Below are 16,535 nucleotides of genomic sequence, written 5' to 3' on the forward strand. Positions count from 1 at the left end.
CGGCTTCGCGAACGAACTCACACCGCGCCCACCAGCCGATACCCGACGCCCGTCTCCGTGACGATATGCTCCGGCTGCGCGGGATCGCGCTCGAGCTTGCCGCGCAGGTGCGCCATGTAGATGCGCAAATAGTGGTGACTCTCGACATGCGACGGCCCCCACACATCGCGCAGCAACTGCCGGTGCGTGAGCACGCGGCCGGCGTGGCGCACGAGCGTCGCGAGCAGCCGGTATTCGATCGGCGTCAGATGGACCGCGGCGCCGTCGCGCGTGACCTGGCGCAGCGCGAGATCGACGGTGACCGCGCCGAAGCGCACCTGCGGCGATTCGTTCGCGCCGCCGTGATTGCGCCGCCGCAGATGCGCGCGGATGCGCGCGAGCAACTCGGACACGCCGAACGGCTTGGTCAGGTAGTCGTCGGCGCCGGCGTCGAGCGCGGCGACCTTTTCGCTTTCCTGGGTGCGCGCCGATAGCACAATTACCGGCAGCTCGCTCCAGCCACGCAGCTCCCGGATCACGTCGAGGCCATCGGTGTCGGGCAGACCCAGATCGACGATCACGAGATCGGGCTTGCGCGTCGCCGCTTCGACGAGACCCTGTTTGCCCGTCTCTGCGTCGTACACGGCGATGCCCTCGCCTTCGAGCGCCGTCCGCACGAAGCGGCGTATCTGCTTTTCGTCTTCGATCAGAACGACGGTGATGCTCAGGTCACTCATGGGCGGGTCGGGTGAGCGGGTTGAGCTCGGCGGCGGCGGCGGGGGCGCCTTCGTCTTCGAGCGTATCGAACGTCTCGGGCGCGTCGGGCGGCGTCTTGACCGGCAGCGTGAACCAGAAGCGCGCGCCCTCGATGTGGCCATCCGCGGCCGTCCGGTTGAGCGCGCCGATTGTACCGCCGTGCGCCTCGACGATCGCGCGGCAGATCGCGAGGCCAAGGCCGATGCCCGGTTTCGCCGATTCCTTCTCGCCGCGCGTGAACTTCTCGAACACGCGCGCTTCCATGCCGGCGGGCAGGCCGGGACCGTTGTCGTCGATCGTCACGCGCACGAACGGCGCGCCATCCGCGTCGATCTGCTGCGCGCCGATCATGAGCGGCGTGCCGGACGCCGTGTATTTGGCCGCGTTCTCGAACAGGTTCGAGAACAGCCGCTCCATCAGCACCGCGTCGAGATGCAGCAGCGGCAGATCGGCGGGCAGCGTGACCTGCACCGGATGATCGGCGAGCACGCGCTTGCACGCGCGCAGCGCGGCGCCGACGGTCTCCTCGAGCAGCGTCCATTGCTGGTTCAGCTGCAAGCTGCCGGCCTGCAGGCGCGCCATGTCGAGCAGATTCGTGACAATGTCGGTCATGCGCAGCGCCTCTTCATGGATTGCATCGACGAGTTCGTCGTTACGACGCGCTGCGGATTGCGGGTCGGTCGGCCCCTGCCCTCGCTGCCCCTGAGCGAGCATCGACGAAAACCCGACGATCGTCGTCAGCGGCGTGCGCAGATCGTGCGATATCGCCGACAGCAGCGAATTGCGAAGCCGTTCCGACTCCATGTTGACGAGCGCATCGCGCGCGATATCGACGTAATGCACGCGTTCGAGCGCGAGCGCGATCTGCGCGGCGAACGCATCGAGCATGCGCCGCTGTTCCGGCACGGTCAGCTCGCGCTCGTCACGCACGACGACCGCGAGCACACCGCGCGTGCGCATCGGCGCCTTTAGCGGCAGATACAGCGCCGCGGCGGCCGGCAGCGTGTCGGTGCCGTGGCCGGCCGGCTTCTGCTGATCGTAGACCCACTGGCCGACGTCGAGGTCGAGCGCGTCGCCTTCGAGCGTGATCGCCGGGTCGGGGTCCTCGATTTTCTGTTTGACCTGATCGGCGCTGTCGGGCAGCAGGATCGCGACACGCGCGCCGAACACCTCGCTCACGTGCCGCGTGCCGATGCCGACGATCTGCTCGGTCGCAAGCGCCGCGGCGAGCTCGCGCGCCATCTCGTACATCGCGCCGGTGCGCTGCTCGCGGCGTCGCGCGACGCTCGCCTCGCGGCGCAGGCTCGAAGTCAGATGGCTGATCACGAGCGATGTCAGCAGCATGCCGAAGAACGTCAGCAGGTACTGCGTATCGGACACCGACAGGGACATGCGCGGCGGCACGAAGAAGAAATCGAACGCGGCGACGCTCGCGAACGACAGCACGACACCCGGCCCGCGCCCGAGCTTCACCGCTGTGAAGATCACGCCGAGCAGATACAGCATTACCAGGTTGGTCAGATCGATGCGGTCGATCAGCTGGCTCGACAGCAGCGTGATCGCCGCGCCGATCGCGAGCGCGAACGCATACGCGCGCGGCGGCGAGCGACGCTCGCGCGCCGCGCTCAATGCCTCGCGCCACGCGTTCGCGGTCGTGTTCAACAGATGGCGCTGTTCGCCGCCGTCGCGCTCCGACGACACGCGAATCAGCGTGAGATCGAGATCGCCGCTCTTCTCGGCGATGCGCTCGCCGAGCGGCCGGCGCAGCCAGCGGCTCACGCCCGTGCGCGACGATGCGCCCGCCACCAGCTTCGATACGTTGCGCGCCTGCGCGTAACCGATCAACGCGTCGAGCGCATCGGTGGCGGCGAGCGTCGCGGTTTCGGCGCCGAGTTCGGCGGCGAGCTTCAGCGCGTTCAGCGTGCGTGCGCGGCGCGCGTCGGGCAGACGCTGCAACGCGGGCGTTTCGACATAGACCGCGAGCCAGTCGGCCTTCAGGCTCGCGGCGAGGCGCGCCGCCGAGCGCACCAGCGCCGGCGCTTCGGGACCGGGACCCACGCACACCAGCAGCCGCTCGCGCGCCTGCCAGATGCGCTGGATCGAACGATCGGCGCGGTACTCGCGCATCTGCGCATCGACGCGATCGGCGGTGCGGCGCAGTGCCAGTTCGCGCAGCGCGATCAGGTTGCCCTTGCGAAAGAAGTTGCGCACCGCGCGCTCGGCCTGCTGCGCCATGTAGACCTTGCCGTCGCGCATGCGGTCGAGCAGTTCCTCGGCCGGCAGATCGACGAGCGTGACTTCGTCGGCATGATCGAACACGCGATCGGGCACGGTCTCCCACACGCGGATGCCGGTGATCTGGCCGACCACGTCGTTCAGGCTCTCCAGGTGCTGCACGTTGACGGTCGTATAGACGTCGATGCCGGCGTCGAGCAGTTCGTAGACGTCCTGCCAGCGCTTCAGATGGCGCGCGCCCTGCACGTTCGAATGCGCGAGTTCGTCGACGAGGATCAGTTGCGGCTTGCGCGCGAGCGCGGCGTCGAGATCGAACTCGCCGAGCTTGCGGCCGCGATACTCGATATGCGCGAGCGGCAGCACGTCGAGCCCCGCGAGCAACGCGGCGGTTTCGCCGCGCCCGTGCGTTTCGGCGATGCCGACCAGCACGTCGACACCCTCTTCCTTGCGGCGGCGCGCGGCCTGCAGCATCGCGTAGGTTTTGCCGACTCCTGCCGACGCGCCAAAGAAAATTTTCAGCCTGCCGCGCAGGCGCTTTTCTTCGTCGCGCTGCAGCTTGTCGAGCAGTTCGTCAGGATCGGGGCGGTTCATGCTCAGTGATTGTCATAGTCGTGCGAGCGGCGGTGCCTGCATGTTGGCACGGCCCGCGCCGGCCCGCAAATGGCGCAGCGGCGCGACGCGAACGCCGCTGTTTGGTCGATGAACCGCAATCGCGGCTGATGCGTTGCCGTTGCGTTTCGCGTCAACCGCGCTTCATTTCATCGAGCGCGAGATTGAGCTTCAGCACGTTCACGCGCGGCTCGCCGAGCACGCCGAACTGGCGCCCCGTCGTGTAGCGCTCGACGAGCGCCTGCACGTCGCTCGGCGCGAGGTGGCGCGCCTGCGCGACCCGCTCGAGCTGGTACGCGGCCGCGGCCGGACTGATCTCCGGATCGAGCCCGCTGCCCGACGACGTGACCAGATCGACCGGCACCGGCTTCGACATGTCGGTGCCCGCGGCCTTCAGCGCGTCGAGACGGCCCTTGATCTCGTCGAGCAGCGCCGGGTTGTTCGGCCCGAGGTTCGAGCCGCCGGAGTTCTGCGGGTTGTACGGCATCGGGCTCGTCGCCGACAGCCGGCCCCAGAAATACTGCGGCGCGTCGAACTGCTGGCCGATCAGCTGCGAGCCGACCACCTTGCCGTTCTGCTCGATCAGGCTGCCGTTGGCCTTGTCGTGGAACGCCGCCTGGCCGAACGCGGTCATCACCGCGGGATAAGCGAGTCCGGTGACCGCGGTCAGCACCGCGAAGATCACGATCAGCGGACGGAACAGATTTTTCATGATGAGTCTCTTTCCCTTTTCATCAATGCTGGTTTCTGCGCAGCGACGCGCTGCGCGCTCAAACCCAGCCGAACACAGCGAGGACCATATCGATCAGCTTGATGCCGATGAACGGCACGATGATCCCGCCGAGTCCGTAGATCAGCAGATTGCGGCGCAGCAGGATCGCGGCTCCTAGCGCGCGGTAGCGCACGCCCTTAAGCGCAAGAGGAATCAGCAGCACGATGATCAGCGCGTTGAAGATCACCGCCGACATGATCGCCGAGGTCGGTGTCGCGAGATGCATCACGTTCAGCGCATTCAGCGCCGGATACGTCGATGCGAACGCGGCCGGGATGATCGCGAAGTACTTGGCGACGTCGTTGGCGATCGAGAACGTGGTTAGCGAACCGCGCGTCATCAGCATCTGTTTGCCGATCTCGACGATCTCGATCAGCTTGGTCGGATTCGAATCGAGGTCGACCATGTTGCCGGCTTCCTTGGCTGCCTGGGTGCCGGTGTTCATCGCGACCGCGACGTCGGCCTGCGCAAGCGCGGGCGCGTCGTTGGTGCCGTCGCCGGTCATCGCGACCAGACGCCCTTCGGCCTGGTGCGCGCGGATCGTCGCGAGCTTCGTCTCCGGTGTCGCTTCGGCGAGGAAGTCGTCGACGCCTGCTTCGGCCGCGATCGCGGCGGCGGTCAGACGGTTGTCGCCCGTCACCATCACGGTCTTGATGCCCATCTTGCGCAGCTCGGCGAAGCGCTCCTTGATGCCGCCCTTCACGACGTCCTTCAGCTCGATCACGCCGAGCACGCGCGCGCCCTGCTCGCCCTTCTCGGCGACCACGAGCGGTGTGCTGCCGCGTCGCGCGACCTCGGCGACCGCATTGCTGACTTCGTTCGGGAAACGGCCGCCGTGCGTTTCGACGTACTGCTTGACCGCATCGGCCGCGCCCTTGCGGATTTCGCGGCCAGGCAAATCGACGCCGCTCATGCGCGTCTGCGCGGTGAACGCGAGAAACACCGCGTGCAGCGGGGCCATATCGCGCTGACGAATATTGAAGCGCTGCTTCGCCAGCACGACGATGCTGCGGCCTTCCGGCGTTTCGTCGGCCAGCGACGACAACTGCGCGGCATCGGCCAGCGCCTCTTCGCTCAAACCCGGCGCGGGCAGAAACTGCGACGCCTGGCGGTTGCCGAGCGTAATCGTGCCGGTCTTGTCGAGCAGCAGCACGTCGACGTCGCCGGCCGCTTCGACCGCGCGGCCCGAGGTCGCGATCACGTTCGCCTGCATCATGCGGCTCATGCCGGCCACGCCGATCGCCGACAGCAGGCCGCCGATCGTCGTCGGGATCAGACACACGAGCAGCGCGACGAGCGCGGTGATCGTCACCACATGGCCCGCCTTGGCGGCCTCGACGGAAAACATCGAGAACGGCAGCAGCGTCGCGGTGGCGAGCAGCATCACGATCGTCAGCGCGACGAGCAGAATCGTCAGCGCGATTTCGTTCGGCGTCTTCTGACGCTTCGCGCCTTCGACCATCGCGATCATGCGGTCGAGGAACGCCTCGCCCGGGTTCGCCGTGACGCGCACGACGATCCAGTCCGACAGCACGCGCGTGCCGCCCGTCACCGACGAAAAGTCGCCGCCCGACTCGCGGATCACCGGCGCCGATTCGCCCGTGATCGCCGATTCGTCGACCGACGCGACGCCATCGATCACTTCGCCGTCGGCCGGAATCACGTCGCCGGTTTCGACCAGCACGACGTCGCCTTTGCGCAGATCCGACGCGGTCATGATGCGGATCGGCGACTTCGGATGCGGCTCGTTGAGCTTCTTGGCCATCACGTCTTTCTTCGCGCTGCGCAGCGACGCGGCCTGCGCTTTCGAGCGCCCTTCGGCGAGCGCCTCCGCGAAGTTCGCGAACAGCACCGTGAACCACAGCCACAGCGTGACCGCGAGAATGAAGCCCGCGGGCGCCTCCGCCTGACCGCCGAGCGCGGCGATCCACAGAATGGTCGTCAGAATGCTGCCGACGTACACGCAGAACATCACCGGGTTGCGAAACTGCGTGCGCGGCGTGAGCTTTTTGAAGGAGTCCACGATCGCCGGACGCAGCAGCGCCGGGTCGAACATGGACCGCGTAGCGTTATGTTCAGTCATTGAATCCTCGAATATCCTTGTGCGCTTGCGGGCTTGCCGCGTGCAAGCGCCTGTTCGGTCGTTGGGCGTCGTTGATCGAGGCCCGCGTCACTGCACGCCCATCATCATCAGATGCTCGACGCCAGGACCGAGCGCGAGCGCCGGGACGTAGGTCAGCGCGCCGACCAGCAGCACCGTGCCGAGCAGCAGCACGACGAACAGCGGTCCGTGCGTCGGCAGCGTGCCGCCGGTGACGCCGATGCGCTTCTTCGCGGCGAGCGAGCCGGCGATCGCGAGCACGGGCACGATCGTGCCGAAGCGGCCGAACCACATCGCGATCGCGGTGAGCCAGTTGTAGAACGGCGTACTCACCGTCAGACCCGCGAATGCGCTGCCGTTGTTGTTTGCGGCCGAGCTGAACGCGTAGAGGATTTCGGAGAAGCCATGCGCGCCTGGGTTCGCGATGCCGGCCTTGCCCGCATCGGTGAGCACCGCGATCGAGGTGCCCACCAGCACGAGCAGCGGCGTGAGCAGCACGACAATCGATACCATCTTCATCTCGTAGGCCTCGATCTTCTTGCCGACATACTCAGGAGTACGACCGATCATCAGGCCCGCGACGAACACCGCGAGCAGCGCGAACACGAGCATCCCGTACATGCCGGAACCGACACCGCCGAAGATCACTTCACCTAGCTGCATCAACAGCATCGGGTACAGGCCGCCGATCGGCGTCAACGAATCGTGCGTATTGGCGACCGCGCCGCACGAAGCCGCCGTGGTCGCGACCGTGAAGATGCCCGACTGCGCGATACCAAAGCGCGTTTCCTTGCCTTCGGCATTGCCGCCCGCCTGCAGCGCGTTCGCCGACTGATCGACCTTGAGCGCCGTGAACGCGGGATTGCCGCTTTGCTCGGCGCTGATCTCGCCGAACACGCAGACGCCGAACGCGATCGTCATCGCCGCGAGCACGGCCACGCCCTGCCGGCGGTCGCCGATCACGCGGCCGAACACGAGCGCGAGCGCCGCCGGAATGATAAGCATCGAGAAGATCTGCACGAAGTTCGAGAACGGCGTCGGGTTTTCGTACGGATGCGCGGAGTTGCCGTTGAAGAAGCCGCCGCCGTTGGTGCCGAGCATCTTGATCGCTTCCTGCGACGCGACCGGACCCATCGCGATGGTCTGCGTCTTCACGGGCGTATCGACCGTCACCGGATTGCCCTTTGCGTCCTTCACCGGATTACCTTGCGCGTCGAGCTTCGGCGCGGCGTACGTGGTGGTCTGCAGCGTCGGCACGTCCTGATAGGCCTTGAAGTTCTGGATCACACCCTGGCTCATCAGCAGTGCCGCGATGATCGCGGCCATCGGAATGAGCACGTACATCGTCACGCGTGTGATATCGACCCAGAAGTTGCCGATGGTCTGCGCGGTATGACGCGCGAAGCCGCGAATCAGCGCCATCACGACGACGATGCCGGTCGCTGCCGACAGGAAGTTCTGCACGGTCAGACCGAGCATCTGCGTCAGATAGCTGACCGTTTGCTCGGGCGTGTAGTCCTGCCAGTTGGTGTTCGACACGAAGCTGACCGCGGTGTTGAACGCGCTGTCGACCGACATCGCGCCGAACTGCTGCGGATTGCCCGGCAGCCATCCTTGCACACGCAGCAGCACATACAGGAATGCCACGCCGAGCACGTTGAACGCGACCGTGGCGATCGCGTAGTGCTTCCAGCCCATTTCCTGCGCTGGATCGACGCCCGCGATACGGTAAAGCAGCCGTTCGAGCGGCGCGCCAAAGCGCACCACGCTTGAGCTGCCGTCCATCACGGCGCCCAGATAGCTCGCCACCGGCACCGCGGCGGCCAGTAGCACGACGATAAAAAGACTCGCCTGCAGGACATCGTTCGTGTTCATTCAATGTCCTCCGCGCGCAGCAGCGCATACACGAGATAAACGAACAGCAGCGCGGTGGACGCGCCGGCCAGCCAAAGCATCCAGGTCATCAGCGCGCTCCCTGTCCGCGACGGAACTGCATCAGCTTCTCGCAGCCGCCAATCAGCCCAAAGGTCAGCACGGCAAACAGCGCCAGGCCCCCGACATACAGCACATCCATTTTGTTTCCCCATTTACGGATTTTGGATAGATGCAACGGTATGCCGATCCGCCTAAAGGGCTGGTCAAAGATCACGGGGTGCGCGTAAAAATCGCGTAAACGGACAAGGCCGTTTCATCACGCGATGAAACGGCCTTGATGGATGACAGGTAGCGCAGCCGCAGGCCGCGCAGTTGGTGTTTTACGGCAGCAGGATCGTCGAGCCCGTCGTGCGGCGCCCTTCGAGCTCCGCGTGCGCCTGGCCGACGTCCGGCAGCGCATAGCGCTGATTGATGCTCGTCTTCACCTTGCCCGATCTCAGCACGTCGAACAGCTCGGCCGACATCGCCTCGTAATCGGCGCGTTTCGCGATATAGGTGAAAAGCGTCGGGCGCGTAAAGAACAGCGAACCGCGTCCCGCGAATTCCGACGAATCGATCAGCGGCAGCGGACCCGACGCGTTGCCGAAGCTCACGAACAGGCCGAGCGGCGCGAGACAGTCGAGCGACTTTTCGAAGGTGTCCTTGCCGATCGAATCGTAGACGACCGGCACGCCCGCGCCGTTGGTGATCTCGCGTACGCGCTTCGTGAAGTTTTCGCGCGTATAGACGATCGCGTGATCGCAGCCGTGCGCTTTCGCGATCTCGGCTTTTTCGTCGGAACCGACCGTGCCGATCACCGTCGCGCCGAGCGCCTTCGCCCACTGGCACACGAGCAGGCCGACGCCGCCCGCCGCGGCCTGAATCAGGATCGTGTCGCCGGCCTTCACCCGATACGTGCGGCGCAGCAGATACTGTGCGGTCAAGCCTTGCAGCATCACCGACGCGGCCTGCTCGTCGCTGACCGCATCAGGCAGCTTGACGACCTGCGCGGCCGGCAGCACGCGCTCCTGCGCGTACGCGCCGGGCGGCCGCGCGACATACGCGACGCGATCGCCGACCTTCAGACCGCTCACGCCCGAGCCGAGCGCGCTGACCTCGCCCGCCGCCTCCATGCCGAGCCCGCCCGGCAGCGGCAGCGGATACAGGCCGGTGCGGAAATACACGTCGATGTAATTGAGGCCGACCGCCGTCTGGCGAATGCGAATCTCGCCCGCACCGGGCTCGCCCACCTCGACGTCGACCCATTTCATTACTTCAGGGCCGCCGGTTTTGTCGAATCGGATTGCCTTGGCCATCATGTCTCCTTGATTTGTACGAATGTGGGTGCGGCCACGCGCGCGCTCACGCCTCGCCGGACAGGCGCAGCGTCAGCACGTCGAGCACCATGCGCGCGGTCGAAATATTCGTCGCGCACGGAATGTTGTGCACGTCGCACGCGCGCACCAGCGCGTTGATGTCCGGCTCGTGCGGCTGCGGCGTCATCGGGTCGCGCAGGAAAATCACCATGTCGACGCGCCCTTCCGCGAGCTGCGCGCCGATCTGCAGATCGCCGCCGTGCGGGCCCGACAACATGCGCTCGACCGTGAGGCCGTGCGCGTCGCTGATGCGTCCGCCGGTCGTGCCGGTCGCCACGATCTCGCAGCGCGCGAGCGTGTCGACGTATTCGCCGGCCAGTTTGACGATGTCGTCCTTTTTGTGATCGTGTGCGATCAGCGCAATGCGGGTGCTCATGACTTAAGACTCCTCAAACCGTTGTGAATATCGTTGTTGTGATGTGATGGCTGTCGTTCGTGTGCGGCGGCTCGGTACGGGCGTGCTCAGTACGTACCTGGATAAGCGCCGCCGTCGATCAGCCAGTTCTGCCCAGTGATGTAGCCGGCATGCGTGCTGCACAGGAACGCGCAGGCCCGGCCGAATTCTTCGCGATTGCCGAAGCGCCCGGCGGGGATCGTCTTCATGCGCTGCTTGCGCGCTTCGTCGATGGAAATGTTGTGCGTCTTCGCCTGCGCCTCGATCGTGACCGCGATGCGGTCGGTATCGAACAGACCCGGCAGCAGGTTGTTGATAGTCACGCCGGTCGGCGCGACCTTGCGCGCAAGACCCGCGACAAAGCCGGTCAGCCCCGAGCGCGCGCCATTCGACAGGCCGAGCACGTCGATCGGCGCCTTCACCGCCGAGCTCGTGATGTTGACGATGCGCCCGAAGCCGCGCGCGCTCATCGTGTCGATGGTCTGACGGATCAGCTCGATCGGGGTCAGCATGTTGGCTTCGAGCGCGCGGATCCAGTCGTCGTGCGTGAAGTCGCGGAAATCGCCCGGCGGCGGGCCGCCCGCGTTGTTGACGAGAATGTCCGGCTGCGGGCAGGCGGCGAGCGCGGCGGTGCGCCCTTCGGGCGTGGTGATGTCGCATGCGACCGCCTTCACCTCGACGCCGCTTTGCTTGCGGATCGCCTCGGCGGTCGCTTCGAGCGTTTCGGCGGTGCGCGCGACGATCGTCAGGTTGACGCCCTCGGCGGCGAGCGCTTCCGCGCAGCCGCGTCCCAGACCTTTGCTCGCCGCGCAAACCAGCGCGGTACGTCCTGCGATTCCCAAGTCCATGTGGATGCCCTCATAGCGAAGTTTCCCCAGATTTTAGAAGAATCGGTGCCGGACTGTGCCGCGTCGCTTCAATCTCAGGTATCGCCGGGCGGTACTCTTTCGGTAAACTTGCGCGGTGGCGTGCATTTCCTCCGTTCGTCCGAGCTTCGGGCGCTGGCGAAACCAACGGATGGGCGCGCCGAACCGATCCACCTTGCCGCCACGCGCGAGCCCGCCATGACCCAGGACAGCCGTTTCCCCAATCTTTTCATCCTCGATCACCCGCTGATCCAGCACAAGCTGTCGCACATGCGCGACCGGGACACGTCGACGCGCACGTTCCGCGAATTGCTGCGCGAAATCACGCTGCTGATGGGCTACGAAATCACGCGCAACCTGCCGATGACGACGCGCCGCATCACCACGCCGCTCGTCGAGATCGACGCGCCGGTGATTGCCGGCAAGAAGCTCGCGATCGTGCCGGTGCTGCGCGCGGGCGTCGGCATGTCGGACGGCCTGCTCGAGCTGGTACCGTCGGCGCGGGTCGGCCACATTGGCGTATATCGCGCGGAGGATCATCGGCCGGTCGAATACCTCGTGCGGCTGCCGGACCTTGAAGACCGCGTGTTCATCCTCTGCGATCCGATGGTCGCGACCGGCTACTCGGCCGTGCACGCGGTCGATGTGCTCAAGCGCCGCAACGTGGCCGCGGAGAACATCCTGTTCCTCGCGCTCGTCGCCGCGCCCGAAGGCGTGCAGGTGTTCCAGGACGCGCACCCGGACGTCAAGCTGTTCGTCGCGTCGCTCGATTCGCATCTGAACGAGCATGCGTACATCGTGCCGGGCCTGGGCGACGCGGGCGACCGGTTGTTCGGTACGAAGAACTGATGCGCAGGAGCCGGCGGGGTGGCTCGGCAGTGTCCCTGCCCTAAAGCCGCCCCCGCTTTCGACGGCACCCGGCCGTCCCGGTGACACATCTGCGCCGCCTCCATTCATTTTCACTTCGATTTCATTGCATTTACGGCCGGTTTCGCGCCGCGGCCCCCTCTGCCGCACCCTCGCGGCGTGATAAAATTCGAATCCGCTCGATGAGCGGCTCGACTCGCACGATCACTCGCACCACCGTCTGCAATTTCGACCGTCGCCCCGCGCCTTCGCCTCAGGTCATGCGGCGCCTGGCCGCGCAAGCTGCCCCGCTTCCATCGCGCTGCCGCCCTGCGGCCCCGCTTGGGCCGCGGCCCATGCATGAACCGGCTCGAACGCCTGCCGGCGGGCATGCGTGGAACGACGCGCGTGAACGGCCAGGCTGAGATCGGCGGCAGGAGAGGCCGCGCCGACGGGCTAAGCCGAGCAACAAGCGCGAGCAACGAGCACGAGCGGCCGGCAGCCTTTCACCTGACGGTTTGGGATCGGGACACGACACGCGAGGCGCAACCCGCGAGGCGCCCGACATCGCAACGACAATTGCACTATGCGTGCGCCCCGCTGGCGCGCGCGACGGAGAAAAGTATGGCGGGTCATTCGAAATGGGCCAACATCAAGCATAAGAAAGCAGCGGCCGATGCCAAGCGCGGCAAGGTCTGGACGCGGCTCATCAAGGAAATCCAGGTCGCGGCGCGTATGGGCGGCGGCGAAATCGACTCGAACCCGCGTCTGCGGCTCGCGGTCGATAAGGCGTACGACGCCAACATGCCGAAGGACAACATCAACCGCGCGATCCAGCGCGGTGTCGGCGGCGCGGAAGGCGCGAACTACGAGGAAATCCGCTACGAAGGCTACGGCATCGGCGGCGCGGCGGTGATCGTCGACACGATGACCGACAACCGCACCCGCACGGTCGCGGAAGTGCGTCACGCGTTCTCGAAGAACGGCGGCAACATGGGCACGGACGGCTCGGTGTCGTTCATGTTCGATCACGTCGGCCAGTTCCTGTTCGCGCCCGGTACCGCCGAAGACTCGCTGATGGAAGCCGCGCTAGAGGCGGGCGCCGACGACGTCGTGACGAACGAGGACGGCAGTATCGAAGTGCTGTGCCCGCCGAACGATTTTTCGAAGGTAAAGACAGCGCTCGAAACGGCGGGCTTCAAGGCCGAACTGGCCGAAGTCACGATGAAGCCGCAGACCGAAGTCGAATTCACCGGCGACGACGCCGTGAAAATGCAGAAGCTGCTCGACGCGCTGGAAAATCTGGACGACGTGCAGGAAGTCTATACAAACGCGTCGATCGCCGGCGAGTAATGGCCCGCCGGGCTTTCGCATCGTTTGCCCTTGCTGTCGATGGTTTATTGCACGGCCGAGCACAGCGCTCGGCCGTTTATGGTTTTTAAGTCCCGGGGATTCACATGAAGTTACTCGTCGTCGGTTCCGGCGGTCGCGAACATGCGCTGGCATGGAAGCTCGCGCAATCGCCGCGGGTTCAGCTCGTCTACGTCGCGCCCGGCAACGGCGGCACCGCTCAGGATGAGCGTCTGCTCAACGTCGACATCACCGATCCGGCCGCGCTCGCCGATTTCGTCGAAAAAGAACAGATCGCGTTCACGCTGGTCGGGCCGGAAGCGCCGCTCGCCGCAGGCATCGTCAACCTGTTCCGCTCGCGCGGTCTGAAGATCTTCGGGCCGACCAAAGAAGCCGCTCAGCTCGAAAGCTCGAAAGATTTCGCCAAGGCGTTCATGAAGCGCCACGGCATCCCGACCGCCGAATACGAAACCTTCGCCGACGTCGCCGCCGCGCACGCATACCTGGACGCCAAGGGCGCGCCGATCGTGATCAAGGCCGACGGCCTCGCCGCCGGCAAGGGCGTCGTGGTCGCGCAAACGCTGGAAGAAGCGCACGCCGCGGTCGACATGATGCTGTCGGACAACAAGCTCGGCGACGCCGGTGCGCGCGTCGTGATCGAGGAGTTCCTCGCCGGCGAGGAAGCGAGCTTCATCGTGATGGTCGACGGCAAGCACGTGCTCGCGCTCGCTTCGAGCCAGGATCACAAGCGTCTGCTCGACGGCGACCAGGGCCCGAACACGGGCGGCATGGGCGCCTACTCGCCCGCGCCGATCGTCACGCCGCAGCTGCATGCGCGCGTGATGCGCGAAATCATCCTGCCGACGGTGCGCGGCATGGAGAAGGAAGGCATCCGCTACACCGGCTTCCTGTACGCGGGCCTGATGATCGACGCGCAAGGCAACCCGAAGACGCTCGAATTCAACTGCCGGATGGGCGACCCCGAAACGCAGCCGATCATGGCGCGTCTGAAGGGCGACTACTCGAAAGTGGTCGAACACGCGATCGCCGGCACGCTCGACACCGTCGAGCTCGAATGGGACCGCCGTACCGCGCTCGGCGTCGTGCTCGCCGCGCACAACTATCCGGACACGCCGAGGAAGGGCGACCGCATCAACGGCATTCCCGCCGAAACCGCGGATTCGGTCACGTTCCACGCCGGCACCACGCTGACGGACGGCAAGCTGACCACCTCGGGCGGGCGCGTGCTGTGCGTCGTCGGTCTGGCGGATTCGGTGCGCACCGCGCAGGCGGCCGCCTATCACACGATCAACCAGATCGCCTTCGACGGCATGCAGTACCGCCGCGACATCGGCTATCGCGCGCTCAATCGCAAGCACGACGGCAAATAAGCGGTACCGCCGGGCGCCGTGCGAGCGGCGCCCACGCGCGACAGCGCGCCGCGGGCGCGCGGCACGACGCGCGCTACACTGCATTTTTCGCGCTCGTCGCGACAGACGGGCACGGAGCCCGCGGATCGACCGAAGCGGCAAGCCGCTTTCTCCATCCGTCTACTGCGTCCGTGCCATCCGAATGCGCGGTCCGAGCGTCCCGGCAGCCAACCCGGCGCGAACGCGGCCGTCGCCCTCTTTCGAAGAACCTGCATTCATGAGCAATTCGAGCTACGACGCACAAGCCGTGCGCAACTGGCTGCAAGGCCTGCAATCGCATATCGCCGACACGTTGGGCGCCTTCGACGGCACCGCATTCGCGACCGACGCATGGCAGCGCGGACCCGGCGAGAAGCTGCGCGGCGGCGGCGTCACGCGGATTCTCGAAGGCGGCCAGTTCTTCGAGCGCGCCGGCATCGGCTTCTCGGACGTCGCCGGCGACGCGCTGCCGGGCTCGGCGAGCGCCGCGCGGCCGCAACTGGCCGGGCGCGGTTTCGAGGCGATGGGCGTGTCGCTCGTGCTGCACCCGCACAATCCGCACTGCCCGACCGTGCACATGAACGTGCGCCTGCTCATTGCGACCAGGGAAGGCGAAGAGCCGGTGTTCTGGTTCGGCGGCGGCATGGATCTGACGCCCTACTACGGCTACGAAGAGGACGCGCGGCATTTCCATCAGGTGTGCCGCGACGCGCTCGCGCCATATGGCCCGGACCTGTACCCGAGCTTCAAGCGCTGGTGCGACGAGTATTTCTTCCTGAAGCACCGCAACGAGGCGCGCGGCATCGGCGGGATTTTCTTCGACGATTTCTCGGCGCCCGGCTTCGAGCAATCGTTCGCGATGCTCAAAAGCGTCGGCGAAGGTTTTCTCAAGGCGTACCTGCCGATCATCGAGCGGCGCCGCAATACGCCCTACGGCGAAGCCGAACGCGCGTTCCAGGCCTACCGGCGCGGGCGCTACGTCGAGTTCAATCTGGTCTTCGACCGTGGCACACTATTTGGGCTGCAGAGCGGCGGACGCACCGAATCGATCCTGATGTCGATGCCGCCCGTGGTGAACTGGCGCTACAACTGGCACCCCGAGCCGGGCACGCCGGAAGCTCGCTTGTACAGCGATTTCCTCGTGCCGCGCGAGTGGGTGTGACGCGCCACCCGTGTCGCTTACGGTCACGACAAAGGATCCTCACCTGAAGCCGAACGCTCACCCTGTCGCGCTGCCCCGCCGGATCGGTCTTCTGGGCGGCACTTTCGATCCGATCCACGACGGTCACCTCGCGCTCGCGCGGCGGTTCGCCGACGTGCTGCGGCTGACCGAACTGGTGCTGCTGCCGGCCGGCCAGCCGTGGCAGAAAGCCGACGTATCGCCCGCCGAACATCGACTCGCAATGACGCGCGCGGCGGCCGCGTCGCTCGCGATCCCCGGCGTGACGGTGCGCGTCGCAACCGACGAAATCGAGCACGAGGGCGCGACCTACACGGTCGATACGCTGCAACGCTGGCGCGAGCGCGAAGGCGACGACGCATCGATCACACTGCTGATCGGCGCGGATCAACTGGTTCATCTCGATACGTGGCGCGACTGGCGGCGCCTGTTCGAGCTCGCGCATATCGGCGCGGCCACGCGGCCCGGCTTCGACCTCGCGTCGGTCGCCCCCGCGGTGGCGAGGGAAATCGCCGCGCGCCGCGCGAAAGCCGAGGTGCTGCAGGCCACGCCCTGCGGCCATCTGCTGATCGACACGACGCTCGCGTTCAACGTTTCGGCCACCGACATTCGCGCGCATCTGCGCGAGCAGGTCAACCAGCGGCTGGTTCACGCGGGTGCGAGCGACACCGCCCAGGATCAGGCCACGAGTCACGTCCCCGCCGCGGTGTGGGACTATATTCTTCAACATCATCTGTACCACCGGTAA

Annotated in this window: 15 protein-coding genes; 5 read left to right on the forward strand and 10 right to left on the reverse strand. The window is 66.2% G+C overall.

Annotated elements, in window-relative coordinates:
• Positions 1-17: 17 nt before the first annotated feature.
• From kdpE to QFZ91_RS10480, 10 genes are all read right to left on the reverse strand, one after another.
• Positions 18-716, reverse strand: coding sequence for a two-component system response regulator KdpE (kdpE, locus tag QFZ91_RS10435; RefSeq protein ID WP_176109149.1), 699 nt, complete (start codon positions 714-716; stop codon positions 18-20).
• The gene (locus QFZ91_RS10440) at positions 709-3,561 is read right to left on the reverse strand and encodes a DUF4118 domain-containing protein (RefSeq protein WP_429567182.1); all 2,853 of its coding nucleotides are present in this window, start codon (positions 3,559-3,561) and stop codon (positions 709-711) included. Before QFZ91_RS10440 ends, kdpE begins: the two co-directional genes overlap by 8 nt.
• Positions 3,562-3,712: 151 nt before the next feature.
• On the reverse strand, positions 3,713-4,291 hold the full coding sequence (kdpC, locus tag QFZ91_RS10445) for a potassium-transporting ATPase subunit KdpC (RefSeq protein ID WP_429567183.1): 579 nt from the start codon (positions 4,289-4,291) through the stop codon (positions 3,713-3,715).
• Between the two features lie 58 nt (positions 4,292-4,349).
• A complete protein-coding gene (gene kdpB, locus QFZ91_RS10450; RefSeq protein WP_176380806.1) occupies positions 4,350-6,434 on the reverse strand; it encodes a potassium-transporting ATPase subunit KdpB in 2,085 nt (694 codons plus the stop codon).
• Positions 6,435-6,521: 87 nt separating this feature from the next.
• The gene (gene kdpA, locus QFZ91_RS10455; RefSeq protein WP_429567184.1) at positions 6,522-8,327 is read right to left on the reverse strand and encodes a potassium-transporting ATPase subunit KdpA; all 1,806 of its coding nucleotides are present in this window, start codon (positions 8,325-8,327) and stop codon (positions 6,522-6,524) included.
• Complete coding sequence (gene kdpF, locus QFZ91_RS10460) at positions 8,324-8,416, reverse strand: K(+)-transporting ATPase subunit F (protein WP_013088901.1); 93 nt, start codon at positions 8,414-8,416, stop codon at positions 8,324-8,326. Before kdpF ends, kdpA begins: the two co-directional genes overlap by 4 nt.
• Positions 8,416-8,526 (reverse strand): potassium ABC transporter ATPase, encoded by a 111-nt coding sequence (locus QFZ91_RS10465; RefSeq protein ID WP_129959723.1) that lies wholly within the window; start codon positions 8,524-8,526, stop codon positions 8,416-8,418. The genes kdpF and QFZ91_RS10465 overlap by 1 nt, the downstream gene beginning before the upstream one ends.
• A 181-nt stretch (positions 8,527-8,707) precedes the next feature.
• Positions 8,708-9,682: a quinone oxidoreductase family protein gene (locus QFZ91_RS10470; RefSeq protein ID WP_429567185.1), complete on the reverse strand. Its 975-nt coding sequence runs from the start codon at positions 9,680-9,682 to the stop codon at positions 8,708-8,710.
• Between the two features lie 46 nt (positions 9,683-9,728).
• The gene (locus tag QFZ91_RS10475) at positions 9,729-10,118 is read right to left on the reverse strand and encodes a methylglyoxal synthase (RefSeq protein WP_013088898.1); all 390 of its coding nucleotides are present in this window, start codon (positions 10,116-10,118) and stop codon (positions 9,729-9,731) included.
• An 86-nt stretch (positions 10,119-10,204) separates the two neighbouring features.
• The gene (locus tag QFZ91_RS10480) at positions 10,205-10,984 is read right to left on the reverse strand and encodes an SDR family oxidoreductase (protein ID WP_429567186.1); all 780 of its coding nucleotides are present in this window, start codon (positions 10,982-10,984) and stop codon (positions 10,205-10,207) included.
• Positions 10,985-11,200: 216 nt separating this feature from the next.
• Here QFZ91_RS10480 and upp point away from each other — a divergent pair, with 216 nt between their 5' ends.
• The 5 genes from upp (at position 11,201) to QFZ91_RS10505 (ending at position 16,535) form a co-directional block, all read left to right on the forward strand.
• Entirely contained in the window at positions 11,201-11,851 is a 651-nt protein-coding gene (upp, locus tag QFZ91_RS10485) for a uracil phosphoribosyltransferase (protein ID WP_013088896.1), read from the forward strand.
• Positions 11,852-12,472: 621 nt separating this feature from the next.
• Complete coding sequence (locus QFZ91_RS10490) at positions 12,473-13,201, forward strand: YebC/PmpR family DNA-binding transcriptional regulator (RefSeq protein ID WP_176121283.1); 729 nt, start codon at positions 12,473-12,475, stop codon at positions 13,199-13,201.
• Between the two features lie 104 nt (positions 13,202-13,305).
• Positions 13,306-14,589, forward strand: a complete 1,284-nt coding sequence (gene purD, locus QFZ91_RS10495; protein ID WP_176121282.1) for a phosphoribosylamine--glycine ligase — start codon at positions 13,306-13,308, stop codon at positions 14,587-14,589.
• A gap of 256 nt (positions 14,590-14,845) precedes the next feature.
• A complete protein-coding gene (gene hemF, locus QFZ91_RS10500; RefSeq protein ID WP_429567187.1) occupies positions 14,846-15,769 on the forward strand; it encodes an oxygen-dependent coproporphyrinogen oxidase in 924 nt (307 codons plus the stop codon).
• A gap of 10 nt (positions 15,770-15,779) precedes the next feature.
• Positions 15,780-16,535 carry a nicotinate-nucleotide adenylyltransferase gene (locus tag QFZ91_RS10505; protein WP_429567188.1) on the forward strand — a complete coding sequence of 252 codons (756 nt, stop codon included), beginning with the start codon at positions 15,780-15,782 and terminating at the stop codon, positions 16,533-16,535.

This window comes from Paraburkholderia sp. JPY419 (genome assembly GCF_050435705.1).
Classification (GTDB): domain Bacteria; phylum Pseudomonadota; class Gammaproteobacteria; order Burkholderiales; family Burkholderiaceae; genus Paraburkholderia; species Paraburkholderia youngii.